Raw genomic sequence first — 15091 nt, 5'->3', positions numbered from 1 at the left:
CGTTAAAACACCAGCGCCAGCACGACCGCCAACGCCAACAGCAACAGGATCAGCGCCACGGCCGGCTTGCTGAGCGCTTTCTGCAGCGGCAGAGGCAGAGCGGCGATCAGCGGGTTGAGCAGCGGCTGCGGTTCGACAGGGTGGCTGGCGATCGGCTGCGCCTGGCCGGCTTTATCCAGACGGCGGGCAAACAGCTGATGAATGGCGTCGCTCATTTGCGGGTGCGTCAGCGGTGCATTGGCGCCGCAGTTGAAGCGCGCCTGGCAATAGTCGTTCATCTGCTGCAGTTCTTGCTCATCCGCCGGCTGTTTGAGCGCCGCCAGCAGGTTGTTCAGCGTCGGCGCGTTCTGCGGGCTGAGCGCCACCTTCACCTGTAAAAACTGGTTCAGCAGCTGGAAGTGGCGCGCCGGCAGCGGATCGTTGGTTTTCACGCCCGCCAGATCGAACAGCGTTTGCCAGATTTTAGCCGGCGCTTCGCCGGTCGCGGCGCTGAGTTTGGTGATCTGCTGCTGCAGGCTTTGATGCTCTGCGGGCAGCAGCGGGCGATCGCTGGTGGCGGTTTGCTGCGGCTGGGGAATGGTCAGGCCGCCGGTCTGCAACAGATTCAGCACCTGCTGCAATTGCGGTGGGCTCAGCTGGCTCAACACCGTATGGCCGAACTGCTGGCGAATAAAGTCGCTGACCGCCTGGCGGTTATTGCCCTGCGGCAGCAATTCGGCCAGCTGTTGCAGCAGTTGGCGCCCGGCATGGTTTTGTTGCGCCTGAGTCAGGCGCGTTTGCAGCAGCTGTTCCGCCGGTTGAAAATGGCGCGCCAGCAGTTCGCCGCCTTTGTCGGCGCCGAGATCGTGACGCAGAGACGCCCAGATCTCCGCCGATTTGGCCGGGCTGAGCGTCATGATTTTCACGATCAGTTTTTCCAGCGTCGTGCGCTGCGCCGGAGAGAGGGGTTGATCGTCAGTGGCCGCCGTTTTGCCCGGGGAGGGGGGGCGTTCGCCGGCGATTGGGGTGCCCGGCCCACTCAAAGGTTGCATATCACCAGTCCTTCGCTGTGTATCCCCGCAGTGTGCCTGGAGGAGAGAATCGTCATCGTACCCGGCGAAAAGCGCAGGCTTACCGTCTATGATACCTGTAAATCGCCGCCATCAATACCGCCGCTCAGACATTTCTTTACCGACAAAACGTTGCTAAACGCGTCTGCGTCGCTAAGATAACCCCAGATCTGAACATGAGGATGGCATGGTTAAACGGCAGCGGATTGCAAAATGGTTTTTATGCCTGGCTTGCCTGGTGGTGCTGACGTGCATGACCCAGCGCATGGCGGGCCTGCATGCGCTGCAGCAAACGCTGGGGATCCCGGCCGCCACTGCCGTGCAATCCAGCGACGCCGCCGCCGAAGCGCAGCCGACGCCTTGTGAACTGAGCGCCAAATCATTGCTGGCCGCGCCGCCGGTAATGTTCGAAACCGTGCTGTTCGGGCTGGGTCTGCTGCTGGCGCTGTTGGCGCCGACCATTGCCGCGCGTCTGCGCATTCCTCCTCCCCGCGCCATTTCACCGCCCACCCTCAGGGTGCACCTTCGATTATGCGTCTTCCGTGAATGAGTTAATCGCCCGTTTTTCGCGGTGAATTAATCATTTATGGAGAATTAACATGTTGAAAATTATCAGGCTGGCCTGCGCTTGCCTGTTTATGCTGTGGCTGCCTGCCTTGCAGGCGGCGGACAGCGGCTGGCTGCAAAACCCGGCCAACGATCATGCCAAGGTGCGGCTGCGCGCCGACACGTCACAGCCGGGAGAGACCCGTCTGCTGCTGTCGGTCGAGCTGCAAAAAGGCTGGAAAACCTACTGGCGCTCTCCAGGCGAAGGCGGCATCGCGCCGGCTATCGTCTGGCAGGGTAACCCGCCGCCGGCGACCTGGCACTGGCCGACGCCGCAGCGTTTCGAGGTGGCCGGCATTTCCACCCAGGGCTATCACGATCGGGTCACGCTGCCGATCGTGATGTCAGGCCAGGTATCCGGCCCGCTGGCGGGTACGCTGACGCTGTCCACCTGCAGCAACGTCTGCATTCTGACCGACTACCCGTTCAGTCTGGATCTGACCACGCCGAACGATCCGCAGTTTAACCATGACTTCGCGCAGGCAATGGGGCAGGTGCCGATCGCCGCCGGGTTGGCGGAAAGCGTCAAGGCCGGGTATCGCAGCGGCGAGCTGCAGATTTCCGCCGAACGCGCCGCCGGCTGGCAACAGCCTGCGCTGTTCTTCGATACCCTGGCGGATGCCGATCTCGGCAAGCCGCAGGTCGAGACCGACGGCGCTCAGCTGTTGGCGCGAGTGCCGGTCAGCGATGGCTGGGGCGATGCGGCGCCGGATCTGCGCGGCAAAACGCTGACGTTGGTGATCGACGACGGCGGCATGGCGCAGCAGATTACGCTGCCGATTGGCGAGCCGCTGGCCGCGCCCGCCGGTGCGGCGTTCCCGTTATGGCAGGCGGTATTGATGGCGCTGGCGGGCGGGTTGATCCTCAATCTGATGCCGTGCGTCCTGCCGGTGTTGGGCATCAAACTCGGCTCCATCCTGCAGGTGGAGCGGCGCGATCGGCGCAGCGTTCGTCTGCAGTTTCTGGCGTCGTCGCTGGGCATCGTCGCCTCGTTTATGGCGTTGGCCCTGCTGATGACGCTGCTGCGGCTCGGCAACCACGCGCTCGGCTGGGGCATTCAGTTCCAGAATCCGTGGTTTATCGGCTTTATGGTGCTGGTGACGCTGCTGTTCAGCGCCAACCTGTTCGGCCTGTTCCATCTGCGCCTCTCATCCGATCTGAATACCTCGCTGGCGACCCATAACGGGCGCGGTCTGAGCGGCCATTTCTGGCAGGGCGCGTTCGCTACGCTGCTGGCGACGCCGTGCTCGGCGCCGTTTCTCGGCACGGCGGTGGCCTTCGCGCTGGCGGCGTCGCTGCCGGTGCTGTGGGGCATGTTCATCGCGCTCGGCATCGGCATGAGTCTGCCGTGGCTGCTGATAGCCGCCTGGCCGTCGCTGGCGCTGCGATTGCCGCGCCCCGGCCGCTGGATGAATACCGTCAAGCTGGCGATGGGATTGCTGATGCTGGCGTCGTCGCTGTGGTTGCTGAGCCTGCTGAGCAATCATATCGGCGCGCAGGCCACGCTGTGGCTGGGGGCGCTGGCGCTGCTGGCATTACTGCTGGCGGTGTGGCGCCAGCAGGGGGCACGGCTGGCGGCCAAGCTGGCGGCGGGCACGTTGGTGCTGGCGGGCGCGGCCTTGCTGGCCGGCTCGCTGACCGCCGGTCTGTGGCGTCAACCCTTGCAGGATCGGGTGCAGTGGCAACCGCTGAGCGAACAGGCGATCGCCGAGGCGCTGGCGCAGCATAAGCGGGTGTTCGTCGACGTGACCGCCGACTGGTGCGTGACCTGCAAAGCCAACAAATTCAATGTGCTGCTGCGCGATGACATACAGCGGGCATTGAGCGCCGATGATGTGGTCGCGCTGCGCGGCGACTGGAGCCGCCCGTCGGCCGACATCAGCGCCTTCCTGCAAAGGCGCGGCAGCGTCGCCGTGCCTTTCAACCAAGTCTATGGCCCCGGCAGCCCGGACGGCGAGGTGTTATCCCCGCTGTTGACCCGTGACGCTGTGCTGCAAACGCTTTCCCATGCCAAAGGAACCGAACAATGAAAAAACTACTGATTTTACTGATGATCATCGCCGCCCCAGCGTGGGCCGCCGAGCCTTTCACCCCGGCACAAGAGGCGCGTATCAAAGAGATGATCCGCGAAACGCTGGTGTCCAACCCGGACATTCTGGCGCAGGCGGTGGACGCCTGGCAGCAGCAAACCGCCGGCGAGCAAATCAGCCAGGCTATCAAGCAGAACGCCAAAACGCTGTACCAGGATCCGGCCAGCCCGCGCCTGGGCGCCGCCAACGCCAAACTGACGCTGGTGACCTTTACCGACTATAACTGCCCGTACTGCAAGCGTTTTGATCCGATGCTGGAGAAGATCGTCAAGCAATACCCGGACGTGGCGCTGGTGGTGAAGCTGCTGCCGTTCAAGGGCGAAAGTTCGGTCAGCTCGGCGCGCGTGGCGCTCACTGCCTGGCAGCAGCACCCGGAGCAATTCTGGGCCTTACATCAGCGGCTGATGGCGAAAAAGGGCTTCCACGACAATGCCAGCATCGCCGCCGCGCAGGAGAAAACCGGCGTCAAGGCGGTGGAGCCGAGTGAACAGAGCATGACCACGCTGCGCAGCAATATGGCGTTGGCGGAGCAACTGGGCGTACAAGGAACGCCGGCGACGCTGATCGGCGATCGGATGCTGCCGGGGGCGGTGTCGTATGAAGAGCTGGAAACGATGGTGAAGCAGCAGCTGGCGAAGGCCAACAATGGCTAAGCTCAAGCGCTGGGGGCGCGAGTTGCTGCTGCTGGCGCTGATCGCATTGGCGGTGGTCACGGTGATGGATTGGCTGAACGCGCCGCAGGCGCCGCCGGCCTTCGATGCCCAGACGCTGACCTCGCTGGACGGCGAGCGCGTGTCGTTGGCGCAGCTTAGCCATGAGCGGCCGCTGCTGGTTTACTTTTGGGCCAGCTGGTGCGGCGTTTGCCGTTTCACCACGCCGGACGTCGCCCGCTTGCAGGCGGAGGGCGGCAACGTGCTGACCGTCGCGCTGCGCTCGGGCGACGATACCCAGGTGAAACAGTGGCTGGCGCGTAAACGGCTGGCGCTGCCGGTGGTCAACGATCCGGCCGGCGCGCTGTCGGCGCAGTGGCGGATTGGCGTGACGCCGACCTTCGTGGTGATCTCGCAGGGCAAGGTGGTGCAGAGCACCACCGGCTGGACCAGCTACTGGGGGATGAAGCTGCGGCTGTGGTGGGCCGCCGTCTAACCGGCGCTTTTCTCCGCTATCACTTCCTCAATCGCCCGGCACAGCCGGGCGATACCTTCTTCAATCTGCGGCGGCGAGTTGGCGGCGAAGTTTAGCCGCAGGCCGTGTGCGCCCAGCTGTTCCTGCGCATAGAAGCATTCACCGCGGGCAAAGGTGACGCCGTGCCGCCAGGCCGCCGGCATCAGTTCGGCGGTGGTCACCGTCGCGGGCAGCGTCAGCCAGATAAACAAGCCGCCTTGCGGCGTTTCGAAACGGCACCCCGGCGGCAGCCGCCGTTGCAACGCGTCGATCATCACTTCCAGATGCAGGCGATAGACGCGCCCGGCGCGCCGCAGCTGCTTGTCGTAACGGCCGACGGTGACGAACGCGTCCAGCGCCCGCTGGATCAGGCTGGAACTGGTGAAGCTGTCGACGTGCTTCAGCCTGGCGAAACGCTGATAGTGTTCGCTGTCCGCCACCAGATAGCCGATGCGCATGCTGGGCAGCAGCATTTTGGAGAAGGTGCTGACGTAGATCACCGCGCCCGGCTGCGCCAGCGCGCGCAGCGACGGCAGTTGTTTGCCTTGATAACGCAGATCGCCGACGAAGTCGTCTTCCAGGATCACCACGCCGGCCTGTTGGGCGATCGCCAGCAGACGTCGCCGGCGCGTCTCGCTCAGGCAACGGCCGGTCGGGTTGTGGAAGTTGGGGATGGTGTAGATCAGTTTGGGGCGGTGGCGTTCCAACAACTCCGGCAGCAAATCCACCCGCATGCCGTGGCGGTCGCCGGGCACGGTGACGATATTGATGCGGTGCTGGCGCAGCAGGCCCAGCGCTTCGGCATAGGTCGGCTCTTCGACGATCACCGTATCACCCGGCGCCAGCAGGCTTTGCACCACCAGACTGATGGCATGCTGCGAACCGTTGGTGATCAGCACCTGTTCCGCCTGCGTGGGGATGCCCTGGGCGCTGAGGATGCGGCTCAGCGTATCGCGCAGCGGATAGTAGCCGCAGTATTCGCCGTAGCTGAAGGCCTCTTCCGCGTGGCGGCTGAGCACCGACAGCAGCACTTTGCGAAACGCCTCCAGCGGAAATATTTTGGGGCTGCCGACGCCGGCGGCGAAGTTGATCAGCCCCTCCGGCAGCGGGGCGTCGGCGTAGCCGTCCAGACACGAGGTGAGGGTGGTGAAGCTCTCCAGCGGGAAAGGGGCGTCGCTGGTCGGGCGGGCCGGGCGCGTTTGCGCCTGCGGGTGCGCGACATAGGCGCCGCTGCCGCGCCGCTGATGCAAAAAGCCCTTGGCCGCCAGCTCGGCGTAGGCGTTATCCACCGTTAAACGGCTGACCGCCAGCTCGGTCGCCAGCGTGCGCGTCGAGGGCAGCTTGTCGCCATCGACGAACACGCCGGTGAGGATGGCGCGCCGCAGCGCTTCTTCGATCTGTAAATAGAGCGGAACGTCCTGCTCGCGATCTAACGGGATGTGCATGCGAAATTGGCCCGGTTAGGGAGAGATATTTTCACTATACCCCATGTCAGCAGGGCTTCAAGCGCAGAAAAGTGGCCTGCATGACAACGCCGCAAAGTGGCTATAGTGAGAAAAAATGGCCGCGTTACACTCTGTGCCTGAGTATTTATGTCGCCATTTCTCCGAGGATCTCATGTCATTACCGTCAGGCGTTTCCGCCCGGCCGGCGCTGCCCGGCGCGCGCCTCTTTCAGGGCAGCAGCCAGGGGTACGTCATCGCCATTATCAGCGCCATGCTGCTGGCCTTTACCGCCATCATCATCCGCGCGCTGACCGAGTATTACCACCTGCCGACCTTCGTGCTGGCGTTCTGGCGCGCGGCGCTGGTGGCGTTGGTGCTGTTGCCGCTGTTGTTGCTGGTGAAACCGCAGTGGGCGCGTCTGCGCCGTGAGCAGGTGGTGTTCTACGCGCTTTACGGGCTGCTGCTGGCGCTGTTCAACAGCCTGTGGACGCTGTCGGTGGCGCTGAACGGCGCGTCGGTGGCGACCATTCTGACCTACTGTTCGGTGGGCTTTACCGTGTTCCTCGGCTGGGTGATGTACAGCGAACGCCTGACGCTGCGCCAATTGCTGGTGATCGCCATCAGCCTGGGCGGCTGCTTCCTGGTCAGCAACGGCGACAGCATGGGGAACAGCCACTTCGATCTGCTGGGGCTGCTGGTGGGGATGCTGTCGGGCATCGGTTATACCCTGTATACCCTCGGCGGGCGGGTGGCCAGCGAACGCGGCTATCCGGTGTGGAACACCATCCTGTACGTGTTCGGGTTTTCGGCGCTGTATCAGCTGGTGTTCAATGCGGCGCTGACGGCGTTCCCGTTGGCGGCGTTCCACGGCATGGCCGGCGATCTGTGGTTCCTGTCGCACAGCGCGCAGGGCATTCAGTGGAGCGGCTGGCTGTTGCTGCTGGCGTTGGCCGCCGGGCCGACGCTGCTGGGTTTCGGGTTGTATAACATCAGCCTGAAAACGCTGCCGCTGGCGGTAGCCAACCTGATCCTGTCGCTGGAGCTGGTGTTCACCGCGGTGATCGCCTATTTCCTGCTGGGGGAGAACATGAATCAGCTGCAGCTGCTGGGCAGCGCGTTGGTGATGGGCGGGGTGCTGCTGTTGAAAAGCAAGACCGCCGAGGCGTGATCGGTTAGCATTACGCCTCGCAAGAGAGGCGGTAATGATGAATAACCCGAGATTGAAACGAGCGCTTATCGCTTGAATGGCCGTGTTGAGTGAACGACAACACGGCCACAGACACTCCGTTCCGTGGCTTTTATTCCCGTAACAAGAGAATACGCCATGTCCGAAAAACACTGGTCCAAAACCGAGCTGCTGCATCAGACGGTGACCAACCCGAATATAATCGTCAAAGGCACCCACAGCTACTACAGCGACTGCTGGGACAACGGCTTCGAACGCTCGGTGGTGCGCTATCTGCACGGCGACGCGGTCAGCCGGCAATGGCAACCGCTGGGCGAAATAGACCGTTTGCTGATCGGCGATTACGTGTGCATCGCGGCCGAAGCGGTGATCCTGATGGGCGGTAATCACACCCATCGCATCGACTGGCTGAGCCTGTACCCGTTTATGGCAACCATCAAGCAGGCGTACCGCCCCAAAGGCGATACCCGGCTGGGTGACGGTTGCTGGATTGGCATGCGGGCGATGTTGATGCCGGGGGTATCGATAGGCGAAGGGGCGATCGTCGCCGCCGGCAGCGTGGTGGCCGGCGATGTTGAACCTTATGCCATCGTCGGCGGTAACCCGGCGACGTTTATCCGTTGGCGATTCACGCCGGAAATCATCGCGCGGTTGCTTGCGTTGCGCCTCTATGACTTGTCCGAGGCGGACTTTGCGGTGATCCAGCCTCTGCTTGCCGATGACGATATCGGGGCGCTGGAAAAGGGAATTGCGGCCTTGCGCCGTTAAACACCACGGGCGGGGGAGCCCCGCCCGTTTCGCGTTATTCGGCCTTGGCCTCGGCCGCCGGTTGGCGGCGTTTGCGCATCAGGCGCAGCAGCGGCGGCAGCGCCAGTACCGCAACCGCCAGCAGCAGCAGCGTTTGCGCGATGCTGCTGCTCCACAGAATGCCGAACTCGCCGTTGCTGATCGACAGCGCGCGGCGCAGGTTTTGTTCCAGCATCTCACCCAGCACAAAGCCCAGAATCAGCGGCGACATCGGGAAATGCATTTTCCGCAGAATATAGCCGAACACGCCCAACCCGACCATCAACAGCAGGTCGAAGGTGGTGCTGTGCACTGCATAAACCCCCACCGCCGACACCGCGGCGATCGCCGGCACCAGGAACCACAGCGGGATGGTCAGCATGCGGGTGAACAGGCCGACCAGCGGCAGGTTCATGATCAGCAAGATGACGTTAGCGATCAGCAGCGCGGCGATCAGCCCCCAGACGATATCCGGCTGTTCGGTGAACATCGCCGGGCCGGGGGTGATGTTGTACAGCGTCAGCGCGCCCATCATCACCGCCGTTGTGCCGGAGCCCGGCACCCCCAGCGTCAGCATCGGAATGAACGAACCGCAGGCCGAGGCGTTGTTGGCCGCCTCCGGCGCCGCCACGCCGCGGATGTCGCCCTTGCCGAAGGTGTCGCTGTTGCCGCTGATTTTCTTCTCGGTCATGTAGGTCAACGCGCTGGCGATAGTGGCGCCGGCGCCCGGCAGAATGCCGACGAAGAAGCCGATCACCGACGAGCGCAGGGTTGGGCCTGCGCACTGCGCCGCCTCTTTGCGGTTGAACAGCAACCGGCCGGTTTTACGCACCAGCTTTTGCCCGGCGCTAGTGCTTTCCAGCATCAGCAGGATTTCGCTGACCGAGAACAGGCCGATCACCACCACGATAAACTGCACGCCGTCGGAGAGATGCACGCTGTCGAAGGTAAAGCGGTAAACGCCGGTGTTGGCGTCGACGCCCACCGTCGCCAGCCCCAGGCCGATCAGCGCCGCCAGCAGCGATTTCAGCGGGTTTTGGCTCATCATGCTGCCGAGGCAGGCGATGGCGAACACCATCAGGGCGAAATACTCCGCCGGGCCGAAGGCCAGCGACCAGCGGGCCAGCAGCGGCGCGAACAGAATGATGCCGCCGATGGCGATCATCGAGCCGACGAACGAGCTGACCGCCGAGATGGACAGCGCCACGCCGGCGCGCCCCTGCTGCGCCATCGGGTAGCCGTCCAGCGCGGTCATGATCGCCGCCGCGTCGCCCGGCACGTTGAGCAGAATCGACGAGATGCGCCCGCCGTATTCGCAGCCGATATACACCGTCGCCAGCAGGATCAGCGCCGATTCGGCCGGCAGTTTGAGGGCGAACGCCAGCGGCAGCAGGATCGCCACGCCGTTGATCGGCCCCAGCCCCGGCAACAGGCCGACGATGGTGCCGACGAAACAGCCGATCAGGGCGATAATCAGGTTCTGCGGCACCAGCGCCACTTCAAACCCTTGGGTCAAATACATCCAGGTATCCATCATCGCTCCCGTTAGCTCAGCCAGATGCCGAGCGGCAGTGTGACATCGAGAAGTTGGTCAAAGGCGTAGTACAGCGCTGCGCCCATGACGACGCCGGAGATGGCCGCCGCCGGCAGGCTGGCCTGAAACAACAGGCCGATGCTGAACGTCAGCAGCGCGGTCGCCAGCGGAAAGCCCAGCCATTCAAAGCCCCAGGCATACAGCACCAGGGTGATCACCAGCACCAGCAGCCGCTGCAGCACCTTGTGGTGCGGCCATTCCACCGCCTGTGGGCGGCGCAGCAGCAACAGGGCCGCGCACAGCGCCATCAGGCTGAGGATCGCCAGCGGGAACGGGCGCGGCCCCAGCGGTTCATAGCTGTATTCGCTTTGAATGCCCCAGCCGATGAACAGCCCGCCGATACACAGCAGCAGCCAAAAGCCGGCAAAAATACGATCGCTCATGGTTTTCCCCTGCGGTTATTTGGCCAGGCCGAACACTTTCGCCTGCTCACGGTATTGGGCAACCTGATTCTTCACGTAGGCGTCCAGCTCTTTGCCGGTCATATTGAATTCGAACAGGCCGCGCAGATCGCGCTGCTGCTTGAATTCGTCTGTTGCCATCATTTTCTGGAAGGTGTGGATCCACCACTGATACTCTTCATCGCTGACTTTCGGCCCGACGTAGAAGCCGCGAATGATCGGCCACACCAGGCTGTACCCCTGTTCTTTGGCGGTCGGAATGTCGGCCAACTGGCCCGGCAAACGTTGCTCGGCATACACCGCCAGCACGCGGATTTTGTCGCCCTGCAGGTAAGGCACCATCTCGCTCAGGTCACCGGAAACCGCCTGAATATGGTTGCCCAACAGCGCGGTGACCGGCTCGCCGCCGCCTTCGAACGCCACGTAGCGCATCTTGCGCGGATCCACGCCGACTTCGCGCGCCAGCAGCGCGGTTTTCATCCAGTCCTGGCTGCCGATGGAGGCGCCGGCGCCGAACACCACGCTGTTGGGATCTTTTTGGAAGGCGTCCATCAGGTCTTTCAGGGTTTTGTAAGGCGAGTCGGCGCGCACCGCGATCATGCCGTAGTCGGTTCCGACCGCCGCCAGCCATTTCACGTCGTCCACGTTATAGCGGCCGAACTTGCCCTGAGCCAGATTGAGCAGCGAACCGCCGGAGAAGGCCACCACGGTGCCGAACTCCGCCGGGCGCTGCGCGACGATGGCGTTGTAGGCCACCGCGCCGACGCCGCCGGGCATATAGGTGACGCGCATCGGTTTATCGATGGCCTTGGTGTCCTGCAACGACACCTGAATCAGCTTGCAGGTCAGATCGAAGCCGCCGCCGGGCTTGGCCGGCGCAATGCATTCGGTGCGTTTGGGCGCTTCCACGGCAAAGGCCTGAGAGGCCGCCAGCAACAGTGCGGCGGCGGTCAAGGTACGGGTCATTATTTTTTTCATTGTGGCTTGCCCTCGGTATTGTTCTGGTTGTGAATCCCGCTGAGCGCGGTTGCAGGATTGTTAAAACAACAACCTTTCATTTACCTTTCAGTGGCCGGAAAAGTTTCCAGTCTGTGATTAGGGTCTCTTGTCGCTAGCGAATCACGGGTGCGCTACCATAGAAATGCTGGCAGGAACAGGGCGCAAAACCGGCCAAAATCCTGCGTAATATCAGGTTTGCCGTTTTGCTTTCGCGATAAAATCATGATCAGTGAAATGAATAGAGACGCAGTGATATGTTTTCGTTAGGGAAATTGTTTAGCGGCAGGGACAGCGCCAAAGTATGCGCGATTAAACGGTTGCCTGAGGTCTACGCGGAGATGGTCGGTGGAGCCGGGCAGTGCCGTTTGAAGCGACTGCGCGCCGAGGTTGGCGTGTTTGAGCTGCATTTCGTCAACGCCGCCGGTGAAAGATATGCCTGCCAGATGACCGCCTGCGTGACCGGCATCGATCTGGTATTTGCCGTCAACAATCGCTCCGTGCTGGTTTCTGCACCGTTTACCGCCGACAAGCTGCGCTCGGTGCTGGACATTGCCGTGGCCGATAGCCCCATTCCGCTGATCTGACGCCGCCCTGCGATCGCGCTCCATACGCATAATTGTGTGCCAGCTCCCAAAACTGGCGGCGCGGCGCTCTTTTATCCCCTTATTTTCCATGCCATTCTCTGTTATCAGCCTGTTAACGGACGCCGTGTCGGAGCCAGGTTGTTCAGATAAATCAATGGAATGGGAACATGCGACTGTTATTGGTTGAAGATCACCCCGAGCTGTCTCACTGGTTGCAAAAGGCGCTGACCGGCGCCGGGTTTGCCGTCGACGTCGCCCCGGACGGCGTGGCGGCCGATCATCTGTTGCTCAACGAGCGTTATGCGCTGGCGGTGTTGGATGTGGCGCTGCCGCGTTTGAACGGCCTGGATTTGCTGGCGCGCCTGCGCAAGCGCGGGCAGGATCTGCCGGTGTTGCTGCTGACGGCGCGCACCGACGTGGCCGATCGGGTAAAGGGCCTGAATCTGGGGGCGGACGATTACCTCACCAAGCCGTTCGAACTGGACGAGCTGGAAGCGCGTATTCGGGCGCTGCTGCGCCGCAGCGTCGGCGCCCCGCAGCCGGCGTTGCAGTACGGCGCGTTGACCTACCATGACGAAGGCTATTTTCTGCTGGAGAGCAAGCCGCTGGCGCTGACGCCGCGCGAATTGGCGGTGTTGACCGCGCTGATGCATCGGCGCGGCCGCCCGGTGGCCAAACAACAGCTGTTCGAGCAGGTGTTTACGCTGTCCGACGAGGCCAATCCCGAGAGCATCGAGCTTTACGTACACCGCCTGCGGAAAAAGCTGCAGGGCAGCGACGTGGCGATCGTCACGCTGCGCGGTCTGGGCTACAGCCTGGAGCTCTGCAATGCGGTGGTTTAATGCGCCGCGTTCGCTGTTCTATCAACTGCTGCTGTTTTTTGGCCTGCCGCTGCTGGCGTTGGGCGGTATCTCTATCTACACCCACTATTTCAGCGCCATGAGCGCCGCCACATTGGCTTACGATCGCACGCTGCTGGCGTCGGCGCGCACCGTGGCGGAGCGACTGGTGGTGCGCGAAGGCAAGCTGGCGGTCGATGTGCCCTATGTGGTGCTCGACAGCTTCGAGCGCAACATGAACGATCAGCTGTATTACGAGGTGATTTCGCCGCAGGGAAAAAGCATCTCGGGCTATGACGATTTGCCGTCGCTGCCGCCCCATATCCCGCGCTCCACGCTCTACCCGGCGCTGGTGCATTTTTATGATGCGGAATACCTCGGCCGGCCGATCCGCGTGGCGGCGCTGTTTCAACCGGTCAACGAGTCGGGGGTGAGCGGCATGGCGACCATTTTGGTGGCGGAAACCCTGGAATCGCGCCGTTACCTGGCGCGGCAGATGATGATCGCGGCGCTGCTGAGCCAGGGCACGGTGGTGGTGTTGACCCTGATCCTGGCGTTCGCGCTGCTCAAGCGGGTGTTGAAGCCGATGCGTAAACTCTCCGGCATCATGCTGCGGCGCGATCCGGGCGAGCTGACGCCCTTGCCGCGGGTATTGCCGTGGTCGGAGATGCAGCCGCTGCTGGTGGCGTTCAATCGCTATATCGAACGGCTGCGGCTGATGGTGGCGCGTCAGGAACGCTTCAGCGCCGACGCTTCCCACCAGCTGCGCACGCCGCTGGCGGTGTTGAAGACGCAGGTCGGGGTGGCGCTGGCCAGCGATCGGCCGCAGCAGTGGCGCGAAAGCCTGCAGGCGATGAGCGCGACGCTGGACAATACCGTGGCACTGACCGACCGCCTGCTGTATCTCTCACGCCTGAAGGCCAGCGAGCACCAGGCCGAGCGCAAGCTGCAGCCGGTCAACCTGGCGCAGGTGCTGCGCGACGCCTGTTTTTCCCGCTTGCCGCAGGCGCGCAGCAAACAGATTGATCTCGGTTTCGAAGGTGAAGCGGCGTGTCAGGTGGCGGGGGAACCGCTGCTGTTGGCCGAACTGTGCGCCAACCTGTTGGACAATGCGTTGAAATACACGCCGCGTCAGGGCGTGGTCACCGCTCGCCTCACGCAGGAAAAGGAGACGGGGGAAGGCGTGCTGGAGATTGAAGACAGCGGCCCCGGCATCGCCTTACAGGACAAGGCGCTGGCGCTGCAGCCGTTTCACCGGCTGGACAACGTGGGCGATCAGCCGGGCGCCGGCCTGGGGCTGGCGCTGGTGAAGGATATCACCGCGTATCACGGCACCCGCCCGGAGCTGTTGAGCTCCGCCGCGCTGGGCGGCCTGTTGGTGCGGGTGCGTTTCACGTTGCTGCCTTAAGCCTGTTCTTTGCAGGACTCGACGTCAGCCGCGGGGGCTTTGGCTTTACGCGTCAGCGGCGTGCGCAGCCGCTGCGACAGGATAACGCCCAGCAGGGTAATGCCGCCGCCGATCAGGTGGTAACCGTGCAACTGCTCATGCAGGAACAGCACGGCGATAGCGGCGGTAAACACCGGCGCCAGGTTCATGAAGATCGAGGCGGTGTTGGCGCCCAGGCGCATCACGCCCTGGATCCACAGGAACGGGGCGATGATCGAAGCCGGAATGCCGGCGAACAGCACCAGCGGCAGGTTATGGCCGTTCAAGCCGACATCCTGCGCCATCAGGAAATTAGGCAGCAGCAGCAGCACGCCGAACAGGATCTGCACGTACAGCGATTGCCAGTTCGGCAGCGCGATGGCCCAGCGTTTGGTCAACACGCCATACAGCGCGTAAGAGGCGGTGGCGAGCAGCATCATCAATTCCCCCTTGCCGATACCGTGCTGCAGCAGTACGCCGGGCTGGCCGCCGCTGACCAGCCAGATCAAACCGCCGAAGGAGAGAATACTGCCGAGCAGCACGCCGACGGTCGGCGCAATGCGCAGCAGGACGATGCTGATCAGGATGGTCAGCAGCGGGATCAGCGACACGATGATGCCCATAAACAGCGCGCTGACGCTGTGCGCCGCGTAATAGGCCAGGCTTTGATACAGCACCATGCCCAGCAGGCCGAGGATCATCAACTTCCACCAGTTGGCGCGCACCTGCGCCCAATTGCGCAGCACGCCCGGCAGCACGAACGGCGTCAGGGCAACCAGCGCCAACAGCCAGCGGTAGAGCGAAATGGCCGCCGGATCGATGGCGGTGGCGGAGAGTTTGCTGACGACGGCGTTAATCGACCAAATCAGCACGGCCAACAGCGGGAAGAGCATATTCATGATAATTATTCTCAATAACGTCC

At 63.0% G+C, this 15091-nt stretch carries 15 protein-coding genes; 9 read left to right on the top strand and 6 right to left on the bottom strand.

Annotated elements, in window-relative coordinates:
• Nucleotides 1-2: 2 nt before the first annotated feature.
• Entirely contained in the window at nucleotides 3-1031 is a 1029-nt protein-coding gene (flk, locus tag ACP39K_RS05890) for a flagella biosynthesis regulator Flk (protein WP_049300076.1), read from the bottom strand.
• Nucleotides 1032-1236: 205 nt separating this feature from the next.
• Here flk and ACP39K_RS05885 point away from each other — a divergent pair, with 205 nt between their 5' ends.
• From ACP39K_RS05885 to ACP39K_RS05870, 4 genes are read left to right on the top strand one after another with little or no spacing between them, the layout of a single operon-like run.
• Entirely contained in the window at nucleotides 1237-1599 is a 363-nt protein-coding gene (locus tag ACP39K_RS05885) for a hypothetical protein (protein WP_033639760.1), read from the top strand.
• 49 nt (nucleotides 1600-1648) lie between these two features.
• A complete protein-coding gene (locus tag ACP39K_RS05880) occupies nucleotides 1649-3685 on the top strand; it encodes a protein-disulfide reductase DsbD family protein (protein WP_147827606.1) in 2037 nt (678 codons plus the stop codon).
• Nucleotides 3682-4398: a DsbA family protein gene (locus tag ACP39K_RS05875; protein WP_197818259.1), complete on the top strand. Its 717-nt coding sequence runs from the start codon at nucleotides 3682-3684 to the stop codon at nucleotides 4396-4398. The genes ACP39K_RS05880 and ACP39K_RS05875 overlap by 4 nt, the downstream gene beginning before the upstream one ends.
• Nucleotides 4391-4891, top strand: coding sequence for a protein disulfide oxidoreductase (locus ACP39K_RS05870; protein ID WP_016926868.1), 501 nt, complete (start codon nucleotides 4391-4393; stop codon nucleotides 4889-4891). The genes ACP39K_RS05875 and ACP39K_RS05870 overlap by 8 nt, the downstream gene beginning before the upstream one ends.
• Here ACP39K_RS05870 and pdxR read toward each other — a convergent pair.
• Nucleotides 4888-6354, bottom strand: a complete 1467-nt coding sequence (gene pdxR / locus ACP39K_RS05865; RefSeq protein WP_497008358.1) for a MocR-like pyridoxine biosynthesis transcription factor PdxR — start codon at nucleotides 6352-6354, stop codon at nucleotides 4888-4890. The genes ACP39K_RS05870 and pdxR overlap by 4 nt on opposite strands.
• 172 nt (nucleotides 6355-6526) lie before the next feature.
• Here pdxR and ACP39K_RS05860 point away from each other — a divergent pair, with 172 nt between their 5' ends.
• Together ACP39K_RS05860 and ACP39K_RS05855 are read left to right on the top strand one after the other, a co-directional pair.
• On the top strand, nucleotides 6527-7522 hold the full coding sequence (locus tag ACP39K_RS05860; RefSeq protein WP_448175235.1) for a DMT family transporter: 996 nt from the start codon (nucleotides 6527-6529) through the stop codon (nucleotides 7520-7522).
• A 156-nt stretch (nucleotides 7523-7678) separates the two neighbouring features.
• Nucleotides 7679-8308, top strand: a complete 630-nt coding sequence (locus tag ACP39K_RS05855; RefSeq protein WP_016926871.1) for a CatB-related O-acetyltransferase — start codon at nucleotides 7679-7681, stop codon at nucleotides 8306-8308.
• A gap of 34 nt (nucleotides 8309-8342) precedes the next feature.
• On the opposite strand, the gene ACP39K_RS05850 is transcribed toward ACP39K_RS05855, so the two are convergent.
• The 3 genes from ACP39K_RS05850 to ACP39K_RS05840 are packed head-to-tail and all read right to left on the bottom strand — an operon-like array spanning nucleotide 8343 to nucleotide 11299.
• Nucleotides 8343-9860, bottom strand: a complete 1518-nt coding sequence (locus ACP39K_RS05850; RefSeq protein ID WP_033639766.1) for a tripartite tricarboxylate transporter permease — start codon at nucleotides 9858-9860, stop codon at nucleotides 8343-8345.
• A gap of 11 nt (nucleotides 9861-9871) precedes the next feature.
• Complete coding sequence (locus ACP39K_RS05845; protein WP_016926873.1) at nucleotides 9872-10303, bottom strand: tripartite tricarboxylate transporter TctB family protein; 432 nt, start codon at nucleotides 10301-10303, stop codon at nucleotides 9872-9874.
• 15 nt (nucleotides 10304-10318) lie between these two features.
• Nucleotides 10319-11299: a Bug family tripartite tricarboxylate transporter substrate binding protein gene (locus ACP39K_RS05840; protein ID WP_497008357.1), complete on the bottom strand. Its 981-nt coding sequence runs from the start codon at nucleotides 11297-11299 to the stop codon at nucleotides 10319-10321.
• Nucleotides 11300-11574: 275 nt separating this feature from the next.
• Between ACP39K_RS05840 and ACP39K_RS05835 the strand changes: the two genes are divergently transcribed.
• The 3 genes from ACP39K_RS05835 to ACP39K_RS05825 all read left to right on the top strand — a co-directional run bounded on the left by ACP39K_RS05835 (nucleotide 11575) and on the right by ACP39K_RS05825 (nucleotide 14151).
• Nucleotides 11575-11904: a hypothetical protein gene (locus ACP39K_RS05835; protein WP_115116704.1), complete on the top strand. Its 330-nt coding sequence runs from the start codon at nucleotides 11575-11577 to the stop codon at nucleotides 11902-11904.
• A 167-nt stretch (nucleotides 11905-12071) separates the two neighbouring features.
• Nucleotides 12072-12746, top strand: a complete 675-nt coding sequence (gene tctD, locus ACP39K_RS05830) for a transcriptional regulator TctD (protein WP_016926876.1) — start codon at nucleotides 12072-12074, stop codon at nucleotides 12744-12746.
• Nucleotides 12733-14151 (top strand): sensor histidine kinase, encoded by a 1419-nt coding sequence (locus tag ACP39K_RS05825; protein ID WP_033639768.1) that lies wholly within the window; start codon nucleotides 12733-12735, stop codon nucleotides 14149-14151. The genes tctD and ACP39K_RS05825 overlap by 14 nt, the downstream gene beginning before the upstream one ends.
• Here ACP39K_RS05825 and ACP39K_RS05820 read toward each other — a convergent pair.
• Nucleotides 14148-15068, bottom strand: a complete 921-nt coding sequence (locus tag ACP39K_RS05820) for a DMT family transporter (RefSeq protein ID WP_048796389.1) — start codon at nucleotides 15066-15068, stop codon at nucleotides 14148-14150. The two genes, ACP39K_RS05825 and ACP39K_RS05820, sit on opposite strands and share 4 nt — an antisense overlap.
• Nucleotides 15069-15091 lie beyond the last annotated feature (23 nt).

It is taken from the genome of Serratia sp. EC4 (genome assembly GCF_059652115.1).
Note: the sequence above shows the minus strand (reverse complement) of the source record. Positions and strands in the feature narration are given on the sequence as shown.

Excerpts from the sequence above, each read along its gene's own strand:
- flk (WP_049300076.1), bottom strand. The coding sequence starts at position 1,031 with ATGCAACCTTTGAGTGGGCCGGGCACCCCAATCGCCGGCGAACGCCCC.
- ACP39K_RS05885 (WP_033639760.1), top strand. The coding sequence starts at position 1,237 with ATGGTTAAACGGCAGCGGATTGCAAAATGGTTTTTATGCCTGGCTTGC.
- ACP39K_RS05880 (WP_147827606.1), top strand. The coding sequence starts at position 1,649 with ATGTTGAAAATTATCAGGCTGGCCTGCGCTTGCCTGTTTATGCTGTGG.
- ACP39K_RS05875 (WP_197818259.1), top strand. The coding sequence starts at position 3,682 with ATGAAAAAACTACTGATTTTACTGATGATCATCGCCGCCCCAGCGTGG.
- ACP39K_RS05870 (WP_016926868.1), top strand. The coding sequence starts at position 4,391 with ATGGCTAAGCTCAAGCGCTGGGGGCGCGAGTTGCTGCTGCTGGCGCTG.
- pdxR (WP_497008358.1), bottom strand. The coding sequence starts at position 6,354 with ATGCACATCCCGTTAGATCGCGAGCAGGACGTTCCGCTCTATTTACAG.
- ACP39K_RS05860 (WP_448175235.1), top strand. The coding sequence starts at position 6,527 with ATGTCATTACCGTCAGGCGTTTCCGCCCGGCCGGCGCTGCCCGGCGCG.
- ACP39K_RS05855 (WP_016926871.1), top strand. The coding sequence starts at position 7,679 with ATGTCCGAAAAACACTGGTCCAAAACCGAGCTGCTGCATCAGACGGTG.
- ACP39K_RS05850 (WP_033639766.1), bottom strand. The coding sequence starts at position 9,860 with ATGGATACCTGGATGTATTTGACCCAAGGGTTTGAAGTGGCGCTGGTG.
- ACP39K_RS05845 (WP_016926873.1), bottom strand. The coding sequence starts at position 10,303 with ATGAGCGATCGTATTTTTGCCGGCTTTTGGCTGCTGCTGTGTATCGGC.
- ACP39K_RS05840 (WP_497008357.1), bottom strand. The coding sequence starts at position 11,299 with ATGAAAAAAATAATGACCCGTACCTTGACCGCCGCCGCACTGTTGCTG.
- ACP39K_RS05835 (WP_115116704.1), top strand. The coding sequence starts at position 11,575 with ATGTTTTCGTTAGGGAAATTGTTTAGCGGCAGGGACAGCGCCAAAGTA.
- tctD (WP_016926876.1), top strand. The coding sequence starts at position 12,072 with ATGCGACTGTTATTGGTTGAAGATCACCCCGAGCTGTCTCACTGGTTG.
- ACP39K_RS05825 (WP_033639768.1), top strand. The coding sequence starts at position 12,733 with ATGCGGTGGTTTAATGCGCCGCGTTCGCTGTTCTATCAACTGCTGCTG.
- ACP39K_RS05820 (WP_048796389.1), bottom strand. The coding sequence starts at position 15,068 with ATGAATATGCTCTTCCCGCTGTTGGCCGTGCTGATTTGGTCGATTAAC.